The sequence below is a fragment of the Bacteroides ilei genome (genome assembly GCF_900128495.1).
GTDB lineage: Bacteria > Bacteroidota > Bacteroidia > Bacteroidales > Bacteroidaceae > Phocaeicola > Phocaeicola ilei.
On record NZ_LT635801.1, the window covers coordinates 520,855 to 546,892 of the forward strand.

21 protein-coding genes and 2 tRNA genes are annotated in these 26,038 nt (G+C 47.2%); 8 read left to right on the forward strand and 15 right to left on the reverse strand.

The annotated features are described in order from the left end of the window. Positions 1-42 precede the first annotated feature (42 nt). Both BQ7489_RS02170 and BQ7489_RS02175 read right to left on the reverse strand, forming a co-directional pair. Complete coding sequence (locus BQ7489_RS02170) at positions 43-930, reverse strand: MlaD family protein (protein ID WP_072529860.1); 888 nt, start codon at positions 928-930, stop codon at positions 43-45. Positions 931-946: 16 nt separating this feature from the next. Beyond that, positions 947-2,131 (reverse strand): N-acetylmuramoyl-L-alanine amidase family protein, encoded by a 1,185-nt coding sequence (locus tag BQ7489_RS02175; RefSeq protein ID WP_072529861.1) that lies wholly within the window; start codon positions 2,129-2,131, stop codon positions 947-949. 171 nt (positions 2,132-2,302) lie between these two features. Between BQ7489_RS02175 and BQ7489_RS02180 the strand changes: the two genes are divergently transcribed. Beyond that, entirely contained in the window at positions 2,303-2,770 is a 468-nt protein-coding gene (locus BQ7489_RS02180; protein WP_072529862.1) for a TspO/MBR family protein, read from the forward strand. Positions 2,771-2,912: 142 nt separating this feature from the next. Next, positions 2,913-3,797, forward strand: a complete 885-nt coding sequence (gene folD, locus BQ7489_RS02185) for a bifunctional methylenetetrahydrofolate dehydrogenase/methenyltetrahydrofolate cyclohydrolase FolD (protein WP_072529863.1) — start codon at positions 2,913-2,915, stop codon at positions 3,795-3,797. Between the two features lie 55 nt (positions 3,798-3,852). Here the strand turns inward: folD and BQ7489_RS02190 are convergent, their stop codons facing one another. From BQ7489_RS02190 to BQ7489_RS02230, 9 genes are all read right to left on the reverse strand, one after another. Then, a complete protein-coding gene (locus tag BQ7489_RS02190; protein WP_072529864.1) occupies positions 3,853-5,049 on the reverse strand; it encodes a hypothetical protein in 1,197 nt (398 codons plus the stop codon). Continuing rightward, positions 5,009-5,869 carry a DUF5106 domain-containing protein gene (locus BQ7489_RS02195; RefSeq protein WP_239496912.1) on the reverse strand — a complete coding sequence of 287 codons (861 nt, stop codon included), beginning with the start codon at positions 5,867-5,869 and terminating at the stop codon, positions 5,009-5,011. The genes BQ7489_RS02190 and BQ7489_RS02195 overlap by 41 nt, the downstream gene beginning before the upstream one ends. Positions 5,870-6,020: 151 nt before the next feature. Further along, positions 6,021-9,320 carry a DUF4906 domain-containing protein gene (locus BQ7489_RS02200; protein WP_072529865.1) on the reverse strand — a complete coding sequence of 1,100 codons (3,300 nt, stop codon included), beginning with the start codon at positions 9,318-9,320 and terminating at the stop codon, positions 6,021-6,023. Positions 9,321-9,437: 117 nt separating this feature from the next. Then, positions 9,438-10,553, reverse strand: a complete 1,116-nt coding sequence (locus BQ7489_RS02205; RefSeq protein ID WP_072529866.1) for a fimbrial protein — start codon at positions 10,551-10,553, stop codon at positions 9,438-9,440. A gap of 32 nt (positions 10,554-10,585) precedes the next feature. After that, positions 10,586-11,770: a FimB/Mfa2 family fimbrial subunit gene (locus tag BQ7489_RS02210; protein ID WP_072529867.1), complete on the reverse strand. Its 1,185-nt coding sequence runs from the start codon at positions 11,768-11,770 to the stop codon at positions 10,586-10,588. 92 nt (positions 11,771-11,862) lie between these two features. Beyond that, a complete protein-coding gene (locus BQ7489_RS02215) occupies positions 11,863-13,236 on the reverse strand; it encodes an Mfa1 family fimbria major subunit (protein WP_072529868.1) in 1,374 nt (457 codons plus the stop codon). 34 nt (positions 13,237-13,270) lie between these two features. Further along, the gene (locus BQ7489_RS02220) at positions 13,271-14,728 is read right to left on the reverse strand and encodes a DUF3868 domain-containing protein (RefSeq protein WP_072529869.1); all 1,458 of its coding nucleotides are present in this window, start codon (positions 14,726-14,728) and stop codon (positions 13,271-13,273) included. Positions 14,729-14,741: 13 nt separating this feature from the next. Further along, positions 14,742-15,314 carry a DUF3575 domain-containing protein gene (locus tag BQ7489_RS02225; protein WP_072529870.1) on the reverse strand — a complete coding sequence of 191 codons (573 nt, stop codon included), beginning with the start codon at positions 15,312-15,314 and terminating at the stop codon, positions 14,742-14,744. 408 nt (positions 15,315-15,722) lie between these two features. Next, positions 15,723-16,634: a tyrosine-type recombinase/integrase gene (locus BQ7489_RS02230; RefSeq protein ID WP_072529871.1), complete on the reverse strand. Its 912-nt coding sequence runs from the start codon at positions 16,632-16,634 to the stop codon at positions 15,723-15,725. A gap of 282 nt (positions 16,635-16,916) precedes the next feature. Here BQ7489_RS02230 and BQ7489_RS02235 point away from each other — a divergent pair. From BQ7489_RS02235 to BQ7489_RS02245, 3 genes are all read left to right on the forward strand, one after another. After that, positions 16,917-16,990: transfer RNA gene (locus BQ7489_RS02235), tRNA-His, on the forward strand. A 33-nt stretch (positions 16,991-17,023) separates the two neighbouring features. After that, positions 17,024-17,097 (forward strand) — tRNA-His (locus BQ7489_RS02240). Between the two features lie 118 nt (positions 17,098-17,215). Beyond that, positions 17,216-18,352 (forward strand): cupin domain-containing protein, encoded by a 1,137-nt coding sequence (locus BQ7489_RS02245; protein WP_072529872.1) that lies wholly within the window; start codon positions 17,216-17,218, stop codon positions 18,350-18,352. 83 nt (positions 18,353-18,435) lie between these two features. Here the strand turns inward: BQ7489_RS02245 and BQ7489_RS02250 are convergent, their stop codons facing one another. Next, complete coding sequence (locus BQ7489_RS02250) at positions 18,436-19,635, reverse strand: MFS transporter (protein ID WP_072529873.1); 1,200 nt, start codon at positions 19,633-19,635, stop codon at positions 18,436-18,438. 85 nt (positions 19,636-19,720) lie between these two features. Further along, on the reverse strand, positions 19,721-20,740 hold the full coding sequence (pheS, locus tag BQ7489_RS02255; RefSeq protein WP_072529874.1) for a phenylalanine--tRNA ligase subunit alpha: 1,020 nt from the start codon (positions 20,738-20,740) through the stop codon (positions 19,721-19,723). Positions 20,741-20,894: 154 nt separating this feature from the next. Between pheS and BQ7489_RS02260 the strand changes: the two genes are divergently transcribed. The 3 genes from BQ7489_RS02260 to BQ7489_RS02270 all read left to right on the forward strand — a co-directional run bounded on the left by BQ7489_RS02260 (position 20,895) and on the right by BQ7489_RS02270 (position 23,665). Further along, the gene (locus BQ7489_RS02260; RefSeq protein ID WP_072529875.1) at positions 20,895-21,761 is read left to right on the forward strand and encodes a DUF4348 domain-containing protein; all 867 of its coding nucleotides are present in this window, start codon (positions 20,895-20,897) and stop codon (positions 21,759-21,761) included. 62 nt (positions 21,762-21,823) lie between these two features. Beyond that, positions 21,824-22,837 (forward strand): UDP-N-acetylmuramate dehydrogenase, encoded by a 1,014-nt coding sequence (murB, locus tag BQ7489_RS02265; RefSeq protein ID WP_072529876.1) that lies wholly within the window; start codon positions 21,824-21,826, stop codon positions 22,835-22,837. A 51-nt stretch (positions 22,838-22,888) separates the two neighbouring features. Beyond that, a complete protein-coding gene (locus BQ7489_RS02270) occupies positions 22,889-23,665 on the forward strand; it encodes an MBL fold metallo-hydrolase (protein ID WP_072529877.1) in 777 nt (258 codons plus the stop codon). A gap of 14 nt (positions 23,666-23,679) precedes the next feature. Here the strand turns inward: BQ7489_RS02270 and nth are convergent, their stop codons facing one another. Then, positions 23,680-24,330: an endonuclease III gene (nth, locus tag BQ7489_RS02275; protein ID WP_072529878.1), complete on the reverse strand. Its 651-nt coding sequence runs from the start codon at positions 24,328-24,330 to the stop codon at positions 23,680-23,682. 50 nt (positions 24,331-24,380) lie between these two features. Continuing rightward, entirely contained in the window at positions 24,381-25,421 is a 1,041-nt protein-coding gene (corA, locus tag BQ7489_RS02280) for a magnesium/cobalt transporter CorA (RefSeq protein ID WP_072531989.1), read from the reverse strand. Positions 25,422-26,038 lie beyond the last annotated feature (617 nt).

The window sequence follows — 26,038 nt, forward strand, 5'->3', positions numbered from 1 at the left end:
TCCGGCAAGTAAATCCTTATTTAGAATTGTTCCATATAATGCCTAGTTGTCTTTTTTACCGAACAAGGAAAAATGTACGTAACGTTTAGGATGTTCCTTCAGGTCTTCCAGCAGGTTTGCGGCATTTACACTGGTGGCATTCAGGTTGTTGTAGAGTGAGGAATCATTCAGTAACAGTCCCAGGCTATTGTCTTTCCTGTTGAGCTTGTCGGTCAGGAGGTAGACATTCTGGAGTGTTGCATCCACTTTCTGGAAGGTTGCCGCATAGTCTATTCCCTTCAGGTTTTCACTGATTGTCTTCAGATTGGCCGATACGGCGTTCATGTTGTCGGCCAGTTGAGGTACCTCTGTGTTCATCAGCTTGTTGAGTTGTCTGCTTGTGCTGTTCAGTGAGGCGGTCAGCTGTTCTGTATTGTGGAGGGTATTCTTCAGTGCCGGATCGGCCAGCAGAGCGTTTAATGAAGCCAGTATCGAGTCCATTTTAGGGAGCATGACCTGTAGTTTGGGAAGCAGGTCGGTTTCAGCTGCTCCTAAAATACCGTTATTGGCATATCCCTGTAATGTATCTCCTTCTTCATGATAGGTCTTGCTTTCCATATTCAGGATAAAGTTCATCTTTACGGTACCCAGCATTTCCGTTACCAGTTCGGCATGGCTTCCGCTGGGAATGCGCATTTCATCGTCTGTTTCCACGCATACGACCACATGTCCCGGATGGTTGTAGTTATACTGTATGTCGTTGACTATACCTACCTTGTATCCGTTGGCGAATACAGGGCTGGATTTCGCCAGTCCGTTGATGTCTTCAAATTCTACATAGTAATAGCTTTCCGGTTTAAACATGTTTATGCCTTTCAGGTAGTTGATACCGAAAAAGAGAATAAGCAATGCAGCTATTCCTGCCAGACCTATTTTAAATTCTTTTCTCATATTGCGTTTCTTTTATTTATTTTCTGTTTTTCTTGAATTCCTTGATTGCGTCATTGACATTGGTCTTTTCACCGTTCTTGAAAGCGATGATGAAGGCATCCTTGAACTTAGCGTCGACCTTGTTGCGTTTCAGGCGGAGAACCTGGTTATAGTCGGTACTGTCACCGTATGTATATTTGTAAATGCCGTTCTCCTTATAGCAGCCCACCGGTGAAAGTCCCTTGAACAGCTTACTGCCAGAAGGCAGCTTCCTGTCCGAAGTCAGTATCTGGATCTTGAATACAGGCTGGCCACCGTTATCTGCGGGAGTATCCACTTTTCCAGGTGTGTCGTCACGGGTAGGAGAGGGAGCCTGTTTTTCCTTGGTTCCGGTTGCCGGTTTCGGGTCTGCATCTGCTTGCACTACCTGTGTATTTCCTTGCCGTTGTTGCCGGTAATTCATGAAGGCTAGATAAATGCTTCTGGCCAGTGCGGAAGAACCGTTTTCCGAAAGCAGGTATGCTTCTTCGTTCCTGTTCGTGATATATCCCAGCTCCACCAGTACGCTTGGCATAGTCGTTTCACGCAATACCAGGAATCCGGCCTGGTGTACCCCTTTGTCAACACGTCGGGCGTTGTTGCGGAACTGTGTCTGGATAAGCCGGGCAAAGCTGACACTTTGTGACATGTTCTTGTCCTGCATGAATTCAAAGATGATATAACTTTCTGAAGAGTTCGGATTAAAGCCGGCATATCGTTGCTTGTAGTCGTCTTCGATCAGAATGACGGAGTTTTCCTTTTTGGCAACTTCCAGATTATCCTGGGTGCGATGCAGTCCCAGCGTATATGTTTCGGTACCTCTTACCGAGCTGTTGCGTGAAGCTACAGAGTTTGTATGGATGGAAATGAACAGGTCGGCCTTGGCGTTGTTCGCAATGTCGGCCCGGCTGTGGAGCGGGACAAACACGTCCTTTTTCCGGGTATAGACAACCCGTGTATCACTACAATTCTGCTCGATAAGCTTTCCGAGCTTCAGTGCCACGTTAAGGTTGATGTTTTTTTCACGTCCCCGCTTGCCGATGGCTCCCGGGTCGTGTCCCCCGTGGCCGGCATCTATCACTACGGTAAAACGTTTGTCCGATGCACCGTAGGCCGGAGTTGCCGTGAGCAGGGTGAGTGCAAGACCGAATATATATAATATATAGAATTTAAAAGTTTTCATAACCGGATTATGTCTGCAAAGTTAATAGTTTTTTGCTCTTTTCCGAGAATTCGGACTTTAAGAATTACTATTTCAGTAGATAACGTCTATAAAAACAGATAAAAATGCTATAGTTCCAGGTTGTTTTCACTATTTTTGTCTGTAGCTTCTTGAATCTAAACATCTGTGCTTATGAAAAAGATCTTGTCGTTTGCAATTCCTGTTCTTTTTTGTCTGGGAATAGGAGTGGCCGGACGTTATGTCCAGGCCGAAGCCCAGGCGGAATGGTATCCGTTCCTGTCGAAACCGGCGCTTACACCTCCCGGATGGGCATTTCCGGTGGTATGGACTTTCATCTATGTCTGCATGGGGGTGGCATGTGGATTTGTCTGGAACATGAGTGAGGGTCTGCGCAGAAGGCTGCTGGCTCTCTGGATTGTCCAGCTTGTCCTTAATTTCTTGTGGAGCGTGCTTTTTTTCTATTGCCACAGCTTCAGTCTGGGTATGCTTGATATCCTGTTGCTCGACGTGTCGGTATTCTGTTTTATGTGGACCGGATTCAAGGTTAAGCCGGTATTGGGATGGCTTTTCGTTCCGTATATGGTCTGGTTGTTGCTGGCTACCTATCTGAACGGTTCTCTGTGGTATCTGAATGCCTGACAGGAAACGTGTATGGGGCAGGATGATGTGGTGTGGCAACGTTAATAAAGCATAAACCGACGGAATAATGTCAATCTGGCGCCCCGAAAAATTGTATATTTGTTTGTTTTCGTAGAAAAGACTAAAAATAAGTATAGAAATTATGACGTTAATTGATGGAAAAGCTATTTCGGAGCAGATAAAGCAGGAGATTGCCGCCGAGGTTGCCGAAATTGTTGCCCGTGGAGGCAAACGTCCGCATCTGGCCGCCATACTAGTCGGTCATGACGGAGGAAGTGAAACCTATGTAGCTTCGAAGGTGAAAGCTTGTGAGGTATGTGGATTCAAGTCTACCCTGATCCGTTTCGAGAATGATGTTACAGAGGCCGAACTGCTGGCCAAGGTCCAGGAGTTGAATGAAGACGATGACGTGGACGGATTTATCGTACAGTTACCTTTACCCGACCATATTTCGGCCCAGAAAGTGATTGAAGCTATTGACTACCGGAAAGACGTGGATGGTTTCCATCCTATCAACGTGGGCCGTATGGGTATCGGACTTCCGTGTTACGTATCGGCTACTCCCAACGGAATTCTGGAGCTGCTGAGACGCTATAAGATAGAGACCCAGGGAAAGAAATGCGTGGTGCTGGGGCGGAGCAACATCGTGGGTAAGCCGATGGCCATCCTGATGATGCAGAAGAAATATCCGGGCGACGCTACGGTTACGGTTTGTCATAGCCATAGCCAGAATCTGGAACAGGAATGTCGTGAAGCCGACATCATTATCGTAGCAATGGGAAAACCGAATTTCCTGAAGGCCGATATGGTGAAGGAGGGTGCCGTAGTGATAGACGTAGGTACGACCCGTGTCCCGGATGCGACCCGGAAATCGGGCTTCAAGCTTACCGGCGACGTGAAGTTTGATGAAGTGGCGCCCAAGTGTTCCTATATCACTCCGGTTCCGGGAGGAGTAGGTCCGATGACAATCGTCTCACTGATGAAAAATACATTGCTGGCCGGAACAAAAGCGATTTACAAGGATTGATACGGTCCGGTGAAATAAAGGCATACAAGGGAGGAGCAAGACGCTTCTCCCTTTTTCATTCCTTTGGAACAGGAGTGTTGCTACGGGCCGCTTTCAGTCCCAAGGTGGCAGCCAGTTCCGGTTCGTGCCGGCGTATGTATTGGCGGAGCACTTCCGGATTATGTCCATATTCGACGGCTGCCTGAGCTACAGGACGCGGATTCTTCTTCAGGCTTTCGATGGCCTCGGCATATTTGGCGGCTACGGTTTTCATGCGGCAGCGTGAACGGGTGATGTTCACTTCCGCATCTTCATCGGCGTGGATGCCTGCACGTTCCAGCACCAGTGCGCGGTGCCATTTATGCAGATAGAAGCGGAACCCTTCTGCCGCTACGCCGGTCCTTTTCACTATCTCTTTCATGGTAAGGGCTGTATCGCGGTACATGGCCAGCGCTTCGGCATATTTCTGTACGGTGGCCGGGAGCGGTTCATACTTGCGTCCGTTTCCCAGCAGCTCCCCGCGTTTCTTCTTTCCGCCGTGCTGTGCCCGTCGCCGGTTCTCCTTCTTTTCTTTCAACAGATCCTGGTGATAGAAACGCATGTGTTGCAACAGGCCGCCTTCGGATACGTTGCATCTTTGCGCCACCTCTTTGACCGTCATGTCTGTAGTACGGTAAAGTTCCAGAGCTCCTGCATATTGTTCCTTGCAGGCGGCACGCATTCCGTGGTGTATATTATCATTGATTCCCAGCTTTATCCGTACCTGTTCACGTCTGGTCAGGATGTCGGGATAATGTACTCGTATAAAGTTGGCCAGTGCCGTCCCGTTCACGCCGAACTTGCGTGCCACCTGTGAGACGTTGAGTTCTATGTACTGGAGTGAATCGCAGGCCTGTATGGCATCCTTGTATTTCTCATGCGATGCATAGCTCTGTCCGTCCGGTCCGTAAAACCGGATCTTGTACGGATCTTTCCCTTCTGTCTCTATCCCATACCTGCGCAGGATGAGTTCACGCCAGTAACGGTGCAGGTATACCCCCAGTGCACGTTCGTTTACGTTGCAGGTGGAAGCTATGGCACGTAACGGGGTTTCCGTTTCCGCATACAAGGTTACGGCTGCTTCATACTTGCTGTGCAGGGCATACCTTTGCCGGATGCGTGACCGCTCCCGGGCCGACAGGTGTTCTATGTTTTCCATTGACAGGTGTTGTTCATCCATGATACGTATGTGTTTATGGTTCTTGTTGCATGACCGTCCGGCGTACCGTTTCATAGGTAGCGTCTTTTAATATAACGCGTTTCTGTCCGTCAAGCAGGTAGAGCGACGGCATAGCCTTCAGATCGTACAATGCTCCCGTCTTCACCGCCTCACGGTCGGTGCCCACCGTCCAGTCTTGGGGCATGTCGGGCAGAGATTTGCGCCACGCCTCATCGTTTCCTTCGGTATAGACAGCCAGCACGCTCATTTTTCCGGCCTGTATCGTTTCGGCCAGTGCCTTGTCGGAGACCATCTGTTGCAGTACCTCATGACACGACTCACATTCGGGGTCGTAGAATACCAGCAACAGGCGGTTGTTCTTTACGGGTGTGGCGGCCAGCGTGCGGTGTGTGCCGTCGGGCAGGTAGTAGGTAAAGTCCGTAGCCTTGTCTCCTACGTTGTTGCGCCTCAGCAGTTCCAGCCTGAATTGATAGGAAGAACGCATGGCGTCCGTCTGCGGCAGCACGTCGAGAAGTGTTTCCAGATACATCCCATACAATGTTTCGTTGTAGTAGGGTGAATTGGGGTTATACAGGTAATCGTCCGTAAGCTGTGTCATAACCTGGCGTGAATGAGGATAGGGCAGAAAGTGTGTACACCAGTCGGCCAGGCTTTTACCCGTAAGTTCTTTCGTTGTTGTCCCATCCAGCAACAAGGCTATGAAATTCACAAAACCCTGTTCCGTCACGTCGCGGTTGTTTACCAAGGTAGTGTCGGCAAAGTCGAACTTATCCCAGTAGTGGGTGAGAAGGTAGGCTTTGCGGGCTTCCGGTTCCGTCAGAGTAGCAGGGATTTCGGGAAAAATAAATATTTGATCCTGTAGCTGTATAGCCACAGGATCTTGTTTATTTAATCTTGGAGAAGATTGAGAACCTGATTTTATCTGACAGGCTGTTAGTAGCAAAAGATTTCCAAGGATTAGATATTTAATTATCATTTTTTCGATATAAAAAATTTTATAGTGTATCAAGACACCAAATATAAATTTATTGATTGTCAAAATAATTGTTTGGGACATCGCGTACGCATCGTATATAATATGTACGGTTAATATGGCTATCATATCCACCTGGACAAGTTATCAAAGTCGAACGGATAAATCCATATCTTACATTCAGATTGGAGAATTGAGTGCAACAAGCATCACCATCTGTTGTATTGTCTGAACCTTCCAAAAGACCGGCAGCATTCATTGCTGAAAGTTCCACTAAGTTTGGAACACGCCAGTTTTTATATCCTTTTTCTCCATAAGTTGCACAGGGATTAAGCATTTCTCCGCTGAAATAAGTCCCATAACTTCTTCTTTCATTGTTATATCCAATGATGTCTCCTAAATTATATCTTTTTTTGTTGTTTCTTTCATCTTTTAAATAATCCTTTGCAACGAATATTCCTTCATAAAAAGAATTTACCGGTTGATCTTCATTATGTATACTTAGATTACCTTGTGCGCGAACACGATATAAATCATCAACTAAACGGTCTTTAAATTTTAATACAATAGGTTCTGTTTGAGTTGCATTAATTTTTTCATAGGTAGAAGCTGTAATTATATTCTGTAAATTACTGATATCCTGCTGGTCATTTATTGCTGGTAAAATGCGAATACAACGGATAGGTAATTCTGTTCCATAACTGCTACTAATACTACTATATGAGCCTTTTTCTACAGCCCAATAACATCTTTTATCGGATGCACTACTTGTAAAATACAAAGATCCATATTGTATGTAAGAAGAAGGATAGTAATCTATATTCATATCATTTTTGACTCCATGATAAAGTTTAGCTGTGCTGGAAATTGCATTGGAACCAATCCCCATGCGAATATATTCATTTAAAGAAGCAAGATACCAACGGATTTCATTAGGATTAATTATACCATCTCCGTTCAAGTCCCGATTACGTGAAAGACAAGCATAGTAAGCCTGCTTCATCTTGTAGGCATCTCCTCCATTTATTCCATCCAACTTATGAGAGGATATTGTAGATCCGAGTGTTTTAGTCCATCCATTTTTATTCAAATTTAAATATGTATCCCATTGGCCATAATCATTATCATTAGGTTTTTTCCCTAATAAATAGATTTGATTGGTTCGTCCATCTGAATCGTCTAATGTTGCATTACTTGGAAGCGTTGGATTTCCAAATGTAAATGTTAATGGCATTTCGTTATAAGTTTCAATCCCGAAACCATTGAGATTTATTGCACGGGAGTTATAAAATGTCTGCATAGAGAGTTGTGTTATATACGAATATACCTTATTGTATGAACTATTACCATCGTCAGAAATATCAGTACTCATAGAGATAATCATTTCACGTGGAATTTTGTTGGTAAATACGCTCCATGTAGTAACTGGGGCACCAGTTAAAGGATGTTTATAGTAATAGTATTCATCTACAAATGCTGTGAATCGTGCGACATAGTTATCGCCTGATTGACTTATAGTTATTCCTTTACCTGTGAAAAAATCTTGATTTAAAATACCTCCTTCAGCAAACTCATTTAGTGAAGGTTTCTCCTTCTTATATATTTTTTTTACTACATTTCCCATAGCAACTATTATATCATATGCATCCATCAAATTTTTACTACCTTCTGTTACATGTTCATTTGTGGTGCCATATACTTGTTCTGCTCCATTATTTAAGTCACTAACATCAGCTCTACTCCATAATGAAACACCTGGATATTCTGAAATTCCTGGATCTTTTTGTGGCAGGAATTCTATCCATTTATAATCAAATCCTTTAGTAGGAGTTGTTTCTCCTTTGATTCCATCAAGTATATCTTTCTTAGCTTGTTCAATATCTTGTTGATTACGTTTTGCATCAGCGTATATTTTATATGGCCACAATGAACCACGTTTGTTTCGTGTAGAATATTTACCTTCTTCTTCCTTATTATAATCCATTGCTTCCGACTGGATAATGAGAATCAATTGGTTGGCGATTGCATTATCCAGATCTTCTCCAGTTAAATTTGGATCTAGATTTGCGGCTATTTCTGAAAGGTTATACTCCAGATAAACTTGTTCATAGTGAGCATCTAGATTATAGCTATATTCTGTATGGTTATTATCATAAACGGAACCTTCGGCTCCTTGTTGTTCACCACCTTTCTTTTGTGCTTCAACAATAATATTGTCAACTCCTAAAATTTGAACCTTGTAGATATAACTATAATTACGCATCACAGAGAAATCTGTGAAATCACGTTGGCTATCATTTGATTCGCCAAAATCACCTAAATGAATTGTATACTCAACATTGGCGGTTACATGACCTGTTTCCGTACCAACAGTGGCCTCTCCTTCATATGTTCCACTTATCACAACGAAGGTACTGTTTTGAGGAGCTTTAGTCCATGTTTTATTTTCGGATGTAGCACCAGAGGAACCTGTCCATTCATCACGTTCGTTATAGCTTGTAGATTTACCGATTTGTTGTATATTCTCAGGCATGTAGAAGTTGAACGAATAATTTTCTCCTTGTGGTGTATCAATCTTTTCTGAAGCTGTATGAATGAACTGAACATTTTCTATGTTGTCTGTAAGCGCATAAGATTGGGTATCTTGTAAATCATTAGTCAAATAACTTTTCGTCGGAATGTTGTAAACCCGAAAGGAGCTTGGTGTAAAAATGCCTTTAGCATTATCTGGCTTTGCTGCAATATTGAATGTAATGTGTGCCATTGCACGCTTCATTTTTATTGCTATATCATTCGATTGATCTCCATACTTACCATAATTAGTGATAGTATTGTTCGTTCCAAAAATAATTCCCTCATTCCATCCTGAAATAAACATCTGTGACGGAGCTGTAATATGAAATGGTTGTATGCCGTCTTCTGATCCAGCTTGATCCACTAGATCCTGATTTATTTCTGCTATGATATTCTTAACTTCAATAAAATGTTTTTCCTGAGTAAAAGCTTTAGTTAATTCCGTTATCAGATTTTCCCAATAGGCACCATCGGCCACATTTGCTACAGCTATGAGCTTCTTTTCGCCGGAAGTACTCTTAAAACTTACTTTATAACGACGTTCGCCATTTGGAGAAATAAAATTTTCGTTTTTAGTCAAACCTCCACCTTCATAGCTAGTAACTATTTGTTCGAACGAACCGTCACCATGGAACACGCATATAATAATGTCGGACAATTCGGACAGGTCGCTTCCCGTTGCACGCGTGATGCTCACATCTGTTGACGGAACAGCCGAAAAATTCAGGCTAATAGCAATGGGGATGCCTTCTTTTACATTATTATGGTTGTTCTTCATCCAATCATCATCTTTACAGCTTGTCAAGCTCAAGGACAAAACACTCCAGCAGAGTAAGCTGACATATATCGAACGTAATATTCTTTTGGTATTCATATTGTATCCTCCTTCATTGTTTTATTCAAAAGCTGGAACATCCATTGTTTTTTCTCCCCAAGCATCTACCTGAATATACATGGTAGGTTCTGTAGGTTGCCATTTCAAGGTGGCGGTGATAGTATAGCTGGTGTTGCGATAAATATTATAATCATCTACAAAGCCATCATCATCAGCATCTTTACCTATGGCAATCGTATATGTTCTTTCTGTAGCATCAGAATTCTCAGGTCTGTAATTTAGTGTGAATGTAAAATATAAGTCTCCATCGGCCGTTTTATCATTGTATAGCTTTTCTGGGAAATAGACTATTGGACTAGTATATGGTTCATTTGGGTAACCAACAATTTCACCACTAGAAGAGAGTAAAGTCTTTGAATATCCAATACCGGTGATAATAGAACCATTTTCCCACAATGTGTATGATTCCGGACGTGTTCCATGTAAGGATACATTACTAATTGTAACTTCATCGTTCTCCGGTATTTTATTTTCACCTGTATTTTCCTTTTGTACAATCAGTTGCATCTTTGCTACACAGCGGACTAAATTAACATCTGCTATTTTGGTATCACTTCCCGGTTTGATGTATTGAGCGCTTGGATTAGCAATCATTAGAATAGGTTTAATACTCCAATCTTCTGTATCTGGTGTGGAAGTAATAATGCATTTTTTTAACTGAGTTTCCGTTAAATCACTCTTCCCTAAAAAATTAGTTAATGTTGTATTATTGCTATTGTATTTTATATATTCCTCTTCATTCGCTATAAAGTAGAACCTACAGTTTCCTCCAGAAAAGTTCTGGAGCTCCTGACTTATTTCATAATATGTTTTAGGGCCCAAACCTATTACCTTCCATGTCTTTATGTCATTTTGATCATAATATTTGTTACAAACCATTCTTGAAACATCATCAAAAACAATGATACGCAAGGTTTTGATATATTCATCATAACCATCTGACTCAGGGGTTTGTGTTACTCCACGTACCATAATGGAAAGCGTAGTTTTTTTAGATGTATTTTCATCCTCCATTGCCGGGTTATCACTACAACTCGCCGTACCACTTACCAACAAGAGTACAAGTAGCGAAAAGAACACCCAATTATATTTATATATAGAATGCTTGTTTATCATAATTTTCTGGTATTTAGCATAAACAAATTCGCTTATAATTCAATGTCTTTATCAATCAGGGTCCAACCATTAATGATGATAGTAATGGCCGACCATGGATCTTCCGGTTCTGGATCGGGTTCAGGTTCCGGATCGGGTTCCGGCTCCGGTTCTGGATCTGGATCAGGTTCCGGACCAGGTTCATCTTCATGCTCACATTCAAAGAGAAGTTCGATGAGGTAGCGGTCCTCACGGTCTAGTGCTTCCTGAGTCTGATATTGTTCCAATCGGGTGATGAGTCCGTCTGGGCCTGTCAGAGCATGTTCATATACCGTTGTTCCGTCGGCATTACGTATCACCAGACGTGAATCGGCATTGTCCTTCATCAGGCGGAGTTCGGAAAAGTCGGCCACATACGTATAGGCCTCTTCCGTAGGATAAACCTCCATTTCACCGTGGAAAAACGGATTATACCACTCTGGGAATCGTCCAGGCTGGTACGTCACTTCCTGTTTACCTACAATGTTGTTCAGGAAGTCATGTACCGCATTGTTATCTGTCAGGGTAGCAGTAATGTTCTGTGCATGTTCGGTATGGTGGCAATAGCCTTCGGTCATGCCTTTTTCTCGCCAACGTACCACTACGCGTACATCGTTACGGTTCTTCATCAGGTCAATGGGAACTACCTGGTCTTTCCCGTTTTCTACGGTAACCGTTTGTGGAGTACAGCCATGGAACAGGGAATCGGTAAGCATTCCGATTTCTATACTACGGCTGAAAGTCTGGAGCAGTGTCATACGGCCTTCCTCCAGTAATGTCGTTATATCCCCGTAATTATGTACCGTTTCGTCTTCGTAATGGTTTCCCCATACTACAAACTGGTAATCTCCACCCGGTAATTCAATTTCTTTCGTATAGTTTTCGGCAAATTGTGAGGCGGCTTCTTCAGTAATCTGCTGAATGAAACGGCCGGATTCATCGAACACGAACACATCGACCTTGTGTACCTGATCGTTGAAAAGGTCTACGTATGTACCGTTTTCCTGTGTGTTGTGCATTGTATAGGTCAGGGCCAGACGGAACGTTCCGGTGGTCGGTTCGGGTTCCGGCTCAGGTTCGGGTTCCGGTTCCACATTGATTGGACAGTCCGACAGGTCGTCCTTGATACACCCCGTCAAGCAGCCTGCCGATAGCAGCAGTCCGAGGAATAATAGGAATAGCTGATGTGTCTTGTTCATTGTTGTTTCTATTTATATAAAAATCGTTTAATAATAAAGGAAGGTACATTCAGCAATCGGGTATGATACCCGATTGCTGAATGAAAATAAATTTATTGAAGTACAATGTTTCTCTCTTCGAGCTCCCAATCCAAGACATCCAGAGTTACTGTTACATTAACATCAGGAGTTAAAGGAATATTTCCACCATCTCCTGGTTCAGAAGGCAAACCAGGTAATTTGATATCTGTTACTTTCAAATGGTACCAGTCATTGCGATAAATAGGAGAAGCATTACCTGTTTGATCAATATTAATCCAGATAGGACCAAAATAGCATTTACCATTTACATATTCCTTAGAAATCTTTGTGATACCGGTAATACCTGTGACCGTATAACCGTCTGTAGTCTCAGTAATATTCAAACCACTCTTTGGTGTTCCATTTTCTTCATACAAATCTGATTTCAAGATATAGTTTGAAGTGTAGTTTGCATCTCCATCAAGTACAACAAAGAAAGAAGGAGCATCTGCTGCTGTTGCTGGAGCTGTTACATCTTTATTGGATTGTACTATCCAAGGAGTTCCTGAAGTGTTAAAATTCAATACTTTAGCTGGGGTAAAAGTCGTTTGGAATTTTATATAAGTAGTTATATCCTGTGTGTATGTTTGATGTACATTTTCCATACAATAGTCAGCAGCGAAAGCTGATAAATCCTGATGGTTTTCTCCTCCAGTTACTGAAGTTTTACCTAAAGATACCTCCTTCCAATTTTCTGTCTGATTATTTGAAGGTAAGTATTCAACATCATTGGTAGGACTTGCAATGGTACTTTGCTGCAATAAGTAGAATTTACTGATTTTGTTTCCAAGAGCAAATTTCATATCACTCAATGTACCTCCATAAGTACTTGTAAAATTAGCTGGACTTTCTACTGTAACCTTAGCTGCCGCACGTTCGATATTGACAGTTATATTATTTTCTGTATCTTCGTTAATGGTATGTTTTATTCCTTTACCATTTTGATTGCTCATAAAGAAGTTATCAGATTGATAATAATTTGATTCTGTACCATTTGATACTAAATTTTCCGCCCAGCTAGTAGACAAATTATTTACATCATTATCATTAACATTGGCATAAACATAGAATGTTGCATCGCCCGCAGGAGTTTGAAATTCTAATGTTTTATTAGCCTCTGTCCATGTTACTCCAGTATCACCCTTTTTAAATACTTTTCGTGTATTGCTGCCATAATCTACTACTACCGTTACATTAGAAATCGTATTTTCAGCAGCAGTTCCTACCTGCTGATTAGTTGCTCCAGGGCTACCTTTTGTTAAAGGAGTATTCGACATGTCCAATTTCAATGTTACCACAGCTCCTTCATTATTCTGATCAGTTCCTCCATTAATGTCTTCTACAGAGGAACATGCTACCAAAGCCAATCCTATCAGCGTTGCAGCAAAAAAATTTCTTTTTTTCATATCTATATCATTTTAAGTGAATATTATTTTAAATTCATTTTCCCAGCAGTTCCAGGGCAGCCTTTACGGCCTCCCCATTCCCGGTAGCCTGTGCATATCCAGCCTGCACCGCCTGGCCGAACGCCTGTACCGCCTGCTGCCTGTTTCCGCTCTTGAAATAAGCAACACCCAGCAGGTTGAGCGAAGCACCGTCTTTCGTGTCTTTCAGCAGCGTAATGGCTTCGGTATAGTTTCCGGCCTCCACTTCCGCCAAGGCGAGGTTGTGACGGATGGCCACATTATCGGGATAAGTGCGCAGGGCTATGCGCAAGGCTTTACGGTAATTTTCCGAACCGTGGCCGTAACCGTCGGCCACACGTTGCATCTCGGCCGCACTCAGCAGGTCGGGACGGGTCTCGAGCATCTGCCGGGCCTCTTCGGGCGTGAAGTTGCGTACGGTGTATTCAATACGGTAATCGTTACGACGGAGCGGGGCATAGAGCTCGTCCAGCAGGTACTGGTAGTCTTCCCTTGAAAGCGAAGCCCGGATCTGCTTTTCGCAATCGTCCTGACTACCTTCGCACCCTTCCAGTATCTGAAGCACATCCTGACTCTTTTCCCAACCGGAAGCCTGCTCTACCTGACGGTGGAAGCCGTCCCAGTCTTCACCCTTCCATGCCACGTGCCAGAGTTCTTTCTTCAACTCCCTGTTATGTTGCCACACGTAGTCGGCAAAGGTCTGCGCACGGCGTTGCGACAGGCGTTCGTTGTATGTCATGGAGCCTTCGGGCGATGCGTATCCGGTAATGTAGATCCCTGTTATGGTGAGGTTCGGATTATCCTTTACCAGTGCCAGCGAGTGTTGCACGCTATCCAGTTCGGCCCGGTTGGTGCGGTATTCGGGAAGCACGGCATAGCTGTCACGCCGGTACTCCAGACGGGCGCTCTTGTCTTCGGCACGGCGCTTCACCTGCTCTTCGGCAGGCTGCATGGCCGTAGCCAGGGTAAACTCGGGTTCCCGGTACGGCAACACTTCACCCGCCGTCAGGATCTCGTCACCCTCGCTGCACCCGGCACATCCCGTAACGTATCCGCACAGTTCCAGACGGCCGTTCACCATCCAGCGGCTGAACGGAACCTCTGTGCTGTACTCTACGGTCTGGGCCTGTCCGTTTTCACGCCTTATCCGCAACGTACCTTCCTCTTCCGTCATGTCTCCCAAGGCCAGTTTCCGTGCCGTAACCTTGCTACGCACCTTCCCTTCTACCAGGATGGGAGCCAGTTCCTTCTGTTGCGTTCCGTCGGCCGATACGATGACCGGTACCAGACGCACCGACTGCTGGCGGTCAAGGTCCATTCCGTCCATACGAATATCGGCGCTTACCGTAACCTTGTTTCCCGTCTTTGTAACGCGCTGGTTTTCCAGTATCAGACTTTCAAGGTAGTGGGTCTGTCCGAAGGCTACCGGGCATGCCGCCAATAGCCAGCCGAGTAGTAATATCGTCTTTTTCATATCCTTCTCCTCCTTATTTAATAATGTATATCAGGGAAACGGCAGCTTTGGTCACTCCCAGGTAGTTCTTGTTTCCGGAACCCAGCCATTCACCGCAATGCACACACTCGTATTTGTCGTAATGGGCACGGATATAGCCCACACCGATGGCCGCTTCGATGCTCCAGCGCTTGCCCAGCAGCCACTGGTAACCATATACCAGACCACCGCCGGCGTACCAGCCTTCGTACCGATGATTCTCCAGGTCGTCGAACAGACCGAACGGCAACTTGATGCCGCCCCAGTTGTATTGTCCTCCCAGCAGATGGGCACCCAGAAAATGGCCGTTGAAACGCTCGCAGAACCAGTAGCGGGCTTCGGGTTGTGCCAGCCAATGTTTCCATTTCTTGTTCTCGCTGAATGTCCAGCCGTTGTAGTTGGCCGACAGGTCCAGGGTCCACTTTGGCGCCAGGCCGATTTCCGTACCTAAATTGATAGTCGCTGAGGCATCGTAAAGCAGGTTGGTCTTGACCGCAACGTTCTGGGCTGACAAGGATATGCCAACCATCAGAAAAAGTATACAAATGATTTTCTTCATGTCCCACATATTTAGGATGTGTATTTCCAGTTTATTTTACGTGTTTTTCCCATTCTTCCGTTACTTTGTAGGTAACGGATATCTTTATTCAACAGCAAAAATAGTAAAAACATTTTATAATTACATTAAAATAGTATATATTTTTTATAGACACCCAATATATTTTAAAAATCTGTTTTATAACATAATGTGAGTCTCTATTTTTACTGATTTTCTGACATAATAATAAATTGTTTCTCGTAAAGTCTTTGCGTTTTTATAAATTTAACCTGTATAATTGATCTATAAAGAATATTAGAAATAGTTTTTATGTCCCCATATTTCGCTGATTTTCCGTTACCTACAAAGTAACGGAATTTTATTTGTTAAAATAAATCTTGTATTCTTTTCTGATTATTAGTGGTTTATTCCTATATTTCATTTCTGGAATGTATAGCTTAATATGCCTCTGTTCATCTCATTGATACGCTCGTTTGAATGAGCCTTGAAGTAAGTTTCTGTTACTTTTACAGAGGAGTGTCCCATCGCATTCGAAATCAGTTCCTGCTGGTAGTCGCGGTAGTTGGCGATGGTGGCCCAGCTATGCCGGGCGCTATAGCTGCTTAGCGGGATGTTTCCGCCCAGCGATTCCGAGAGTTTTTTCAACTGGTAGTTGAATGTGCGCAAGGCGTATTGGTACTGGTGATATTCGTCGGTGCCGCATTTGTGGATGAAGGGGAACAGGTAAGGCGATCCGGTATCCGTGCTTTGCAGGGCATGGATGAGCTTCATGGCTTCCGGTTCCACGCGTACCGTAATCCACGTTCCTGTTTTCCGGCGCCGGTACGTAAGGATGTTGCCGTTCAGGTCACACCGTCGCAGGTAGGCGATGTCTACGAACGGGATTCCGCGTAGCATGAAGAGCAACAGGAAGAGTTTCCTGGCTTTTTCCATTTCCGTGTTTTCGGGTATCCGTTTCCTGTACAGGCGCTGGAGTGCCTGTACATCGAGCGCCCTTTTGACCGTTACGCGTGTTCCGGTATACACGCAATGGAACAGGCGGGAGTGTTCCGGCGTGAGCCCTTCGTCTACGGCGCGGAAATATACGGCACGGAGCATGCGCATGTAGGTGGAGATGGTGTTCCACTGGAGCTGGTATGACAACAGGTAGTTCTGGAAAGCTTTCAGCCACGAGGGGGTGAGTTCGCTGAACTTCAACGGACGTCCGCCCGTAAAGCTTCTGATCCGGTTGTAGGTGCTTTGGTACACGTGTGCCGTACCGGGCCGTCCTTCCTGCTGGAGGCGGACGATAAGCTTCTGCATGAAGCTTGTGAGGTTCTTTTCTTTCATCAATTTTTCTTTCATAAGTCTTGGTATATTGAGTTAAAGACAAATAAGGTTTGAGTTAAAGACAAATAAGGTTTGAGTTAAAGACAAATCAAATAGGGTAGTCGCTTCATGCTTGCCGGTACTTGAGGCAGATGGAACGGGCGGATATACCGGTGAATATAATGGAGATTTGCATGCAAAGACATCGGAGAAATTTTTTTGGTGATATTTTCCTTTCATTTATTTGCAAATTAAAAATCTTTAGCTACCTTTGCACTCGCTTTTGAAAGGGTAATCAACATGGTGACTATAGTTCAGTTGGTTAGAGCGTCAGATTGTGGTTCTGAATGTCGTGGGTTCGAGTCCCACTAGTCACCCTTCCTTAAAAAGCATTTTTTGATTCCAACATGGTGACTATAGTTCAGTTGGTTAGAGCGTCAGATTGTGGTTCTGAATGTCGTGGGTTCGAGTCCCACTAGTCACCCTAATCCCCGTTTACTGACAGGCCTCACAGATTTCTGTGAGGCTTTTTTTATTCCCGCTTTATTCTTGATTTTTAAAATTTTTATTATATATTTGCATATAATTAATAAATGAGGACTATGAAGCTGCGTGTAGTGGCCAAACTGGCAGTTATTGTTTCTATTGTTCTATTCTGTATAGGGGTAGGCTTCTATAGTTTTGCGCAGTTGAAGATGGTCAATGAAAATAAGGATGCCGATCTGCTATCGCTTGTGCCCCACGATTGTCTGGCGGTGCTGGAAACCGACAATATGGAATTTCTGGTCAATGAGCTCTCTCAGGTGAACTATGAGGCCCAGTTGGACACTACCCTGAGCCGTAGCAAGCTGCTTTCGGCCGTATTCAATAACCTTACCCCTTATATTGAAAACGATGGCGTACACGGGCTGAGCAACCGTCTGGATCGTGTCATGATAAGCATGCATGCGCCGGTGTCGCCCGACAATATCGTGATCTATTTCCGGGTGAACAGCCTGGACGACGGTTTCCTCAAGTCGCTCGTGAAGAATTCCTCATTGGATTTTGTACCTAAAGAAGAGATGTACCGTGGAAAGAAGATAGGGATCTATCCGCTCCGTGACGGGAATTTCATCGCCACTTATGCCGGGAAGGGGTTCCTGGCGGTCAGCCTCCAGAAACGCCTGATAGAGGAGGTCATCGATGCCGAGAGAGACAAGACTTCCCTGAAAAACGATTCTACCTTCATGGCCAGCTACCAGCCCAAGCGGGCGAATTTCGTCACCATCTACGCGCATGCCGCCTCCATTCCCCTGTTGGCGGATAAGGATGCCCGTTGCTGGAGCGGGTTCGACCTGCATTTCAATAATGAAGTGTTTTATTTGAGCGGATCCATCGACGGCAGGAATTCATGCATACGTGATGCCGGCGACCGTATCGCTTCCGTGCAACCGGTGGTGGAAGACAGCCTCCTGGTCCTTGCGGGGACGGAGAAGGTGGATAGTTGCATTTCGCGGTTACTTGCCCTTCCGGTGCGCGACAGGTTCCAGGAGTGCGTTTCGAACCTCTCGCGGGAGGCGTCGTTCATCATGGTGGCCGATATGGACAAGGCGGGCGCCGACATGCAGAGTTTCGCTTCCTTTATCCCTTCTTTCTTCAGCCGTCATTGGACGTTGTTCCGTCCCTTCATCCTTTCCGTACAGATTACGCACGTAGAGAACCGTCTGTCTTACCTCTTCGTGCTATCCATGAAAGATTAGTCTCACATCCCGTGTTTAGAACTAGTTTCACGTCCCGTGTTTGGAAAGACTAGTCTCACGTCCAGGTTCATGAAAGATTAGTATCACCTCAATCTGTTTTTATGGAAATAAGGTCCGGCCTTGACTATGAAGTATACCTGCGATACTACCGTCAGGACGGCTCCGAACAGGTATGCCATGCGGAAGGAGGCTATTTCGGCAATGTATCCTCCGGTGAGCATCCCTATACCCAGACCCACGTCCCACGAGGTGAGGTAGGTACTGGTGGCCGTGCCGCGCTGGTTGTTGGGTGCCAGGTTCACGAACAGGGTATTATAGGCGGGGAACATGGTTCCGAAGCCGATGCCCAGCAGCAGGGCGATGGTGAAGAACAGTACCGTTGTGAACCGGTAGTTCCAGGCGATGGTCCATCCGCATGCCGCAATCAGGAAATAGCAGATGCACACCATGTAGGTTCCGGCTATGATGACCTGGGTGATCTTCCCTTTGTCGACCAGCTTTCCGCTGAACAGGCGGCTGATGGCCATCCCGATAGCCATCAGGGTGAAGAAGAATCCCATTTCGGCCTTGATGCCTATCTGGAGGGCATACATGGCCACGTAGTTCGATGTCATGCCGTAGGGGATGGAAAGCAGGAGCAGGCTGAAGCCCGCGGGAAGTCCCTTGAGCAGGATGAAACGGTCGAGCGATATCGGCTCTCTCTTTACAGGCGGCTTGTAGGGGGTCTTTACGGCGCATGCCGAAAGGAAGCCCACGGTACCGGCTCCGATCGAGGCGATGAAGACGGTGTCGTAAGACACGCCGTGGCTATGCAGGAAGAGTCCGATCATCGGTCCTACCGACATGGCCAGGTTGTTGGCCAGACCGTAGTAGCCCAGTCCTTCACCCCTGCGGGAAGAGGGCATGATGTCTATCACGATGGTGTTTCCTCCCACGGTCACCATCCCGAACGATATGCCGTGTATGATGCGGAGCATGATGAACAGGGTAAGGAAGCCCGCCACCATGTAGCCGGCGAAGATGGCGATGAAGATGAAGTAGGAGAGCAGGTAAAGCGGTTTCCTGGCGAACGTGTCGAGCAGGTAGCCCGAGAACGGACGGATGCAGAGCGATGAAATGGTATAGCACGACAATACGAAACCGATCATGGCGTTCGAGGCGTTGAAGTTCTCGGCCAGGTAGAAGGGCAGGACGGGGGTGAGCAGCCAGAACCCGAAGTATAGCAGGAAGTTGGCCGCCAGGATGCAGCAGTAGCTTGGGGTGATAAGACGGTCCTTTTTCATGAAGGTAGGGTGATACGGATAAAATAAAAGGCTGTAATCGGAATTACAGCCTTTGTGGGTTATAATAGATACGGATTTCCGGTCTTTAGTTGGCCGACTCGAATTCCTTGAGGAAGCGCGTGTCGTTTTCCGAGAACATACGCAGGTCCTTGACCTTGTATTTCAGGTTGGCGATACGTTCCACACCCATTCCGAAGGCATAACCTGTATAGACCTTGCTGTCTATGCCGTTGGCGTCCAGTACGGCCGGGTCTACCATACCGCATCCCAGGATTTCCACCCAGCCTGTATATTTGCAGAACGGGCATCCTTCACCGCCGCAGATATCGCAACTGATATCCATTTCGGCGCTGGGTTCGGTAAACGGGAAGTACGACGGGCGCAGGCGGATCTTGGTTTCGGGGCCGAACATTTCCTGTGCAAACTGGAGCAGAACCTGCTTCAGGTCGGTGAACGATACGTTCTTGTCGACGTACAGGCCTTCCACCTGGTGGAAGAAGCAGTGTGCGCGGTAGCTGATGGCTTCGTTACGGTATACACGTCCCGGGCAGATTACGCGGATAGGAGGCTGAGACACTTCCATTACACGGCTCTGTACGGAAGAGGTATGTGTACGCAGGATGATGTCGGGGTGGCTTTCGATGAAGAACGTATCCTGCATGTCGCGTGCCGGATGGTCTTCGGGGAAGTTCATGGACGAGAACACATGCCAGTCGTCTTCCACTTCCGGGCCGTCGGCGATGGTGAATCCCATACGGCCGAATATGTCGATAATCTCATTGCGCACGATACTCAGCGGGTGGCGTGTTCCCAGTCCGATAGGGTAGGCGGTGCGTGTCAGGTCCAGTTCGTCCGAACAGGCATCCTGGTTTTCGAATGTCTCCTTCAGCGTGTTGATACGCTCCTGTGCACGGTTCTTCAGTTCGTTCAGCTTCATGCCCACTTCCTTCTTCTGGTCGGCGGGTACGTTGCGGAAATCTACCATCAGAGCGTTGATTGCACCTTTCTTGCTCAGGTATTTGATACGTAAAGCTTCCAGTTCTTCGGCGTTTGAGGCCGTCATGCTTTCCACTTCCTTGAGCAGCTCTTCTATTTTTGCTAACATATTACTTTTATAATTATTTTCGTAGCCGCAAAGTTAAGGATTTAAACTGAAATTTTTCCTTTTTCGGCCGATAAAAAAGAAATCTCTCACATTATTGCATCGGAAAACGAAAAAAAAGGTAATTTTGCAACTGATTTTTCTGGAGCACTGACTAATGAAAAGAATTGTATTCGGGTGCTGCCTGCTGATTGTTCTGGCGGTATCCTCTTGTGGAGGGGGCAAGAAGAAGATTGACCCCTTCGAGACTTTGACCGAGCAGATTGACTCATTGACCGCACATCCTGATTCTGTACAGGATACCATACCCGTGGTGGAAGACGTGATCCCGGCCACCGCCGACGAGAGTTTTGCCGATTTCTTTTACAATTTCGCTTCCGACGAGGATTTCCAACGTTCACGTATCGTATTTCCGCTCACTTCCTACAAGGGGAAGGAGGCCGTGCGCATCCCCAAGGAGGACTGGAACTACGACCCTTTGTTCAGCCGCCAGCCGGCCTATACCGTCCTGTTCGAAAGCGAGGAGGAGATGGAGATGGAAAAAGATACCGGCATGCACAGCATACAGGTGGATATGATCAACCTGAATACCGACCATGTAAAGCGGTATTACTTCCAGCGCAAGTCGCTTTCATGGTATCTGGAGGCGATCAATGTGGAGAGGCTGGTGCATGAAACCGATCCCGGCGAGGAGGACTTCATGCTGTTCTACAAGGAATTTTCGGCCGATTCCGCCTTCCAGGCCGAACGCCTGGAAAGTCCGCTGGGCTTTGTCACCGCCGACCCCGACGACGAGTTCCAGATTCTGGAAACTACCCTGGAGCCGGGACAATGGTTCGCTTTCCGGCCGCCTATGACGCCCGGCCGACTCACGAACGTGCATTACGGACAGAAGGAAGACCTGAAGGCGGATACGAAGATCGTGGAGTTCAAGGGCTTCGGAAACGGTTTCAGCAATACCCTTTACTTCGAACGCCGGGGCGGGAAATGGAAGCTCATGCGCTTTGAAGACTTGAGCGACTGACGGTGACTTGAGCTGCTGACTCTGAAATATCATATACATATATACACATATAGAAAGACGGAATGAAAGACATACAGAATTATCCGCTGCTTGCCCATAACACGTTCGGAATGGATGTGCGTGCGGCCCGTTTCATTGAATACGACAATGTGGACGAACTGACCGACCTTTTGCGGAAGGAAGGTGGCAGGCTGCATCCGCTCCTGCACATCGGCGGGGGGAGCAATCTCCTCTTTTCGGGCAATTATCCGGGTACGGTGCTACATTCGGCCATAAAGGGCTTCGAAGTGGTGGCCGAAGATGCCGATAAAGTGGAAGTGCGGGTCGGAGCGGGTGAAGTGTGGGATGATTTTGTGGCCTATGCGGTGGCGAACGGATGGTACGGGGCCGAGAACCTTTCGGCCATCCCCGGCGAAGTGGGGGCTTCGGCCGTACAGAACATCGGCGCCTATGGCGTGGAGGTGAAGGACCTGATTGTGGCGGTAGAGACCCTGGCGGCGGATACGGCCGAACGCCGTGTATTCACCAACGCCGAATGCGGTTACGCTTACCGCGAGAGTGTCTTCAAGAAGGAACTGAAAGGACGCTACATAGTGACCCATGTGGTGTACCGCCTGGGCAAACGTCCGGTGTTTCATCTGGACTACGGGAATATCCGTGCCGAGCTGGAACGCCGCGCGTGCGAGCCTACGCTCGAGACGGTGCGTGACGTGGTGATGTCGATCCGGGCTTCCAAGCTTCCCGACCCTAAGGTGCTGGGCAATGCGGGCAGTTTCTTCATGAATCCCGTTGTGCCGAGAAGCCTGTTCGAGACCTTGCGGGAGCGTTACCCCGACATGCCCCATTACGACGTGGATAATGACCGTGTGAAGATTCCCGCCGGCTGGATGATAGACCGTTGCGGATGGAAAGGCAAGGCGCTGGGCCGTGCGGCCGTGCACGACAGGCAGGCTCTGGTGCTGGTCAACCTGGGCGGAGCTACCGGAGAAGAGGTGATGCACCTGGCGCATGAGGTGGCGCGGTCGGTGCATGACACGTTCGGCATCGATATCCGTCCCGAAGTGAATTATATCTGAGTTTGGAAGTGAGTTGATACCCTGTTTTGTTATCCCAGAAAGAAGAATGTCATGAAAATTACCATATTAGGAAGCGGAACGTCTACGGGAGTGCCGCAGATAGGATGTACGTGTGCCGTGTGTACCAGTACCGACCCGAAAGACAAACGCCTGCGCTGTTCGGGCCTGGTGGAAGTGGACGGTGTGCGGATTCTCATCGATTGCGGTCCGGATTTCCGTGAGCAGATGATCCGCCTGAACGATTTCAAGCCCATAGACGGTGTGCTGGTCACCCACGAGCATTACGACCATGTGGGCGGACTGGACGACCTGCGTCCGTACTGCCAGTTCCGTGATGTTCCGGTGTATGCCGAAGCCTATACCGCCGAGCGCCTGCGCAACCGCATTCCCTATTGCTTTACCGAGCACCTGTATCCGGGAGTGCCGCACATTCCGCTGGAAACGATTCAGGAGGGGGTGCCGTTCACGGTGAGCAGCCTGGGCGGAAACACCGTAGAGGTACGTCCTTTCCGGGTGATGCACGGAAAGCTGCCCATTATGGGATACCGTATCGGCCGGATGGCGTGGATTACCGACATGCTTACCATGCCCGACTCGTCATACGATGTGCTGAAGGACCTGGACTGCCTGGTGATGAACGCCTTGCGCATCGAACCGCACTGGACCCACCAGAGCCTTTCCGAAGCCCTGGAGCAGGCGGCACGCATCGGGGCGCGTCAGACCTGGTTCATCCACATGAGCCATCAGATAGGGCTTCACGCCGAAGTGGACGCTTCGTTGCCCGAAGGCATCCGTCTGGCCTACGACGGTCTGCAACTTACCCTCTAACGCCCTGCCGGCCGTCATTTTCCGGCCGTAGCCTTCAACGATTCCTTGCAGAGCCCGTTCAGTCCGCATTGCTCGCATTTCGGCTTGCGGGCTACACATACGTAGCGTCCGTGCAGGATGAGCCAGTGGTGGGCCGTAGGCACAATCTCCTTGGGAATGTATTTCATCAGGTATTTTTCGGTAGCCAGCGGTGTGGTGCAGCTCATCGGTACCAGTCCGATGCGGTGGCTCACGCGGAACACGTGCGTATCTACCGCCATGGCCGCCTTGTTGAACACCACGCTCTGTATCACGTTGGCGGTTTTCCGTCCCACGCCGGGCAGCTTCACCAGCTCTTCCAGCGTATCGGGCACTTCGCCGTGGAAATCCTTCACCAGCATCTGCGCCATGCCCACCAGGTGCTTGGCCTTGTTGTTCGGGTAGCTCACGCTACGGATGTATTCGAATACCACTTCGGGCGTGGTGGCGGCCAGTGCCTCGGGTGTAGGGAAGTCGCGGAACAGGGGTGGTGTAATCTGGTTCACGCGCTTGTCGGTACACTGGGCGCTCAGGATGACGGCTATCAGCAGCTCGAAGGGGTTGTTGTAGTGCAGTTCGGTTTCGGCCACCGGCATGGTGCGCTGGAAGTAGTCGATTACCCGGTCATACAGTTCTTGTTTTCTCATGGGTCGTTTCGGTTTTTAGTGCCCTCTCCGGCAGGGGGCTGTTACAGGGTTCAATACCATTTCTTGTGCTTGAAGTAATAGTAGATGCCTACGGCCAGCACAATCATCAGGGCCCAGGCGTAGACGTAGCCGTATTTCCAGTCCAGTTCCGGCATGAAGTGGAAATTCATTCCCCAGATACCGGCCAGGAAGGTCAGCGGAATGAAGATGGTAGACACCACGGTGAGCTGCTTCATGATGCTGTTCATGCGCTGGTCGTTGCTGGAGATGTAGAGGTCTATCAGGGCTCCCACCATGTCGCGGCATCCTTCCAGCGTCTGCAGGGCGAATTGCAGGTGGTCGTTCACGTCGTTGAAGAACGGGCGGTTGACCTTGTGCAGGAGCTGGTTCTCGGTGTGGAACAGCTTGTTGATCTGTTCCTTGAGGGGCAGGATGCATTTCTTGATGAGGCGGTAGTTGCGCCGGTACGTCTGTATCTCGTCTATCCCCGGGTCTTCGTACGAGTCGGACGAGAGGAAGCGTTCTTCCAGGTCGTCCAGTTCGTCTTCCATGGCACTTAGGACAGACATGAAGTTTGCCATGACACTGTTCAGGATAACGCTGAGCAGGTAATCGGACTGCCGGTTCCGTATTTTCAGTACATTCTTGTCAAGGGCCGATAAGATTTCGTTGAAGAAGTCGGTTTCCTGTTCGGTAAAGGTTATCAGGAAATTGTCTCCCTGTACGATTCCCAGATGCTGCGGCAGGTACTCCCCGTCCTGGTTCCTTGAAAGCAGCTTGAGGATGATGACGTTGTAGTTGTCATGTTCCTCTATCTTGGTCAGGTGGTTGGCGTTCAGGATATCCTGCGTAGTGAGGAAATCGACGTTGAAACGCTCGCATACCTGGCGGATGGTGCCCGCGTTCTGAAGTCCGTGTACCTGGATCCAGTTGATACATTCCTTCTTCAGGAGCAGGTCAAGTCCGTCGGCGGTTTCCGTTTTGTGCCTCTCCACCGAAGTGGCGTTGTAGCTGCACACGTGCAGGTGGGTAGGGGTCCGGCTCGCCCCGTTGTAGTTCAGTTGCTCGCTGAGCAGATTGTTCTTTGTCATGATTCTCAAAAACTTCGTTGCACAAATATAACCCATTCCCCGAAAACGGACAAACGGCTTCCCCGTTTTTCGTTTGTCCGCCGGATTTCTGCCGGATGTGCCGGAGGGTTTCCCGGATTTCTGCCGGTTTGTGCCGGGGCTTTCCCCGGATCTGACGCCGGATGTGCCGGAGCTTTTCCCCCGGATCTGACGCCGGATGTGCCGGAGGGTTTCCGAATCTGATGCTGTTTTTTCTGAACCGCTTCCCGGAAATCTTGATGCCGCTAAGGTAGGGCGCTTCTGGCAGACCGCCAAAAACAGGGTACCGCTAAAGTGCAAAAATCTGTTAATGAAATTGCTTTTTTTCTCCAGTGGATTCCGTTCATTGCAGCCCTTACATTACAAAACTTACAGTAAGCAAAAAGAGAATCATAATCGGCTTGCGTTCATGCAGCCCTTACATTACAAACCTTACAGTAAAGCAAAAAGAGTTGCAATCGGCTTGCCCTGGATACTTGTATCAAAATTTTATATTATATATATAATATATATATTATATATATAATATAAGAAATATATTTACATTTCTTTAGGTTAATCCGGAAGCCTGATTTTTACTTTAAAACAACTGTAAGGTT

Coding starts and splice junctions, on each gene's coding strand:
- BQ7489_RS02170 (WP_072529860.1), bottom strand. CDS start 930: ATGAGAAAAGAATTTAAAATAGGTCTGGCAGGAATAGCTGCATTGCTT.
- BQ7489_RS02175 (WP_072529861.1), bottom strand. CDS start 2,131: ATGAAAACTTTTAAATTCTATATATTATATATATTCGGTCTTGCACTC.
- BQ7489_RS02180 (WP_072529862.1), top strand. CDS start 2,303: ATGAAAAAGATCTTGTCGTTTGCAATTCCTGTTCTTTTTTGTCTGGGA.
- folD (WP_072529863.1), top strand. CDS start 2,913: ATGACGTTAATTGATGGAAAAGCTATTTCGGAGCAGATAAAGCAGGAG.
- BQ7489_RS02190 (WP_072529864.1), bottom strand. CDS start 5,049: ATGAAACGGTACGCCGGACGGTCATGCAACAAGAACCATAAACACATA.
- BQ7489_RS02200 (WP_072529865.1), bottom strand. CDS start 9,320: ATGAAGAACAACCATAATAATGTAAAAGAAGGCATCCCCATTGCTATT.
- BQ7489_RS02205 (WP_072529866.1), bottom strand. CDS start 10,553: ATGATAAACAAGCATTCTATATATAAATATAATTGGGTGTTCTTTTCG.
- BQ7489_RS02210 (WP_072529867.1), bottom strand. CDS start 11,770: ATGAACAAGACACATCAGCTATTCCTATTATTCCTCGGACTGCTGCTA.
- BQ7489_RS02215 (WP_072529868.1), bottom strand. CDS start 13,236: ATGAAAAAAAGAAATTTTTTTGCTGCAACGCTGATAGGATTGGCTTTG.
- BQ7489_RS02220 (WP_072529869.1), bottom strand. CDS start 14,728: ATGAAAAAGACGATATTACTACTCGGCTGGCTATTGGCGGCATGCCCG.
- BQ7489_RS02225 (WP_072529870.1), bottom strand. CDS start 15,314: ATGTGGGACATGAAGAAAATCATTTGTATACTTTTTCTGATGGTTGGC.
- BQ7489_RS02230 (WP_072529871.1), bottom strand. CDS start 16,634: ATGAAAGAAAAGAACCTCACAAGCTTCATGCAGAAGCTTATCGTCCGC.
- BQ7489_RS02245 (WP_072529872.1), top strand. CDS start 17,216: ATGAAGCTGCGTGTAGTGGCCAAACTGGCAGTTATTGTTTCTATTGTT.
- BQ7489_RS02250 (WP_072529873.1), bottom strand. CDS start 19,635: ATGAAAAAGGACCGTCTTATCACCCCAAGCTACTGCTGCATCCTGGCG.
- pheS (WP_072529874.1), bottom strand. CDS start 20,740: ATGTTAGCAAAAATAGAAGAGCTGCTCAAGGAAGTGGAAAGCATGACG.
- BQ7489_RS02260 (WP_072529875.1), top strand. CDS start 20,895: ATGAAAAGAATTGTATTCGGGTGCTGCCTGCTGATTGTTCTGGCGGTA.
- murB (WP_072529876.1), top strand. CDS start 21,824: ATGAAAGACATACAGAATTATCCGCTGCTTGCCCATAACACGTTCGGA.
- BQ7489_RS02270 (WP_072529877.1), top strand. CDS start 22,889: ATGAAAATTACCATATTAGGAAGCGGAACGTCTACGGGAGTGCCGCAG.
- nth (WP_072529878.1), bottom strand. CDS start 24,330: ATGAGAAAACAAGAACTGTATGACCGGGTAATCGACTACTTCCAGCGC.
- corA (WP_072531989.1), bottom strand. CDS start 25,421: ATGACAAAGAACAATCTGCTCAGCGAGCAACTGAACTACAACGGGGCG.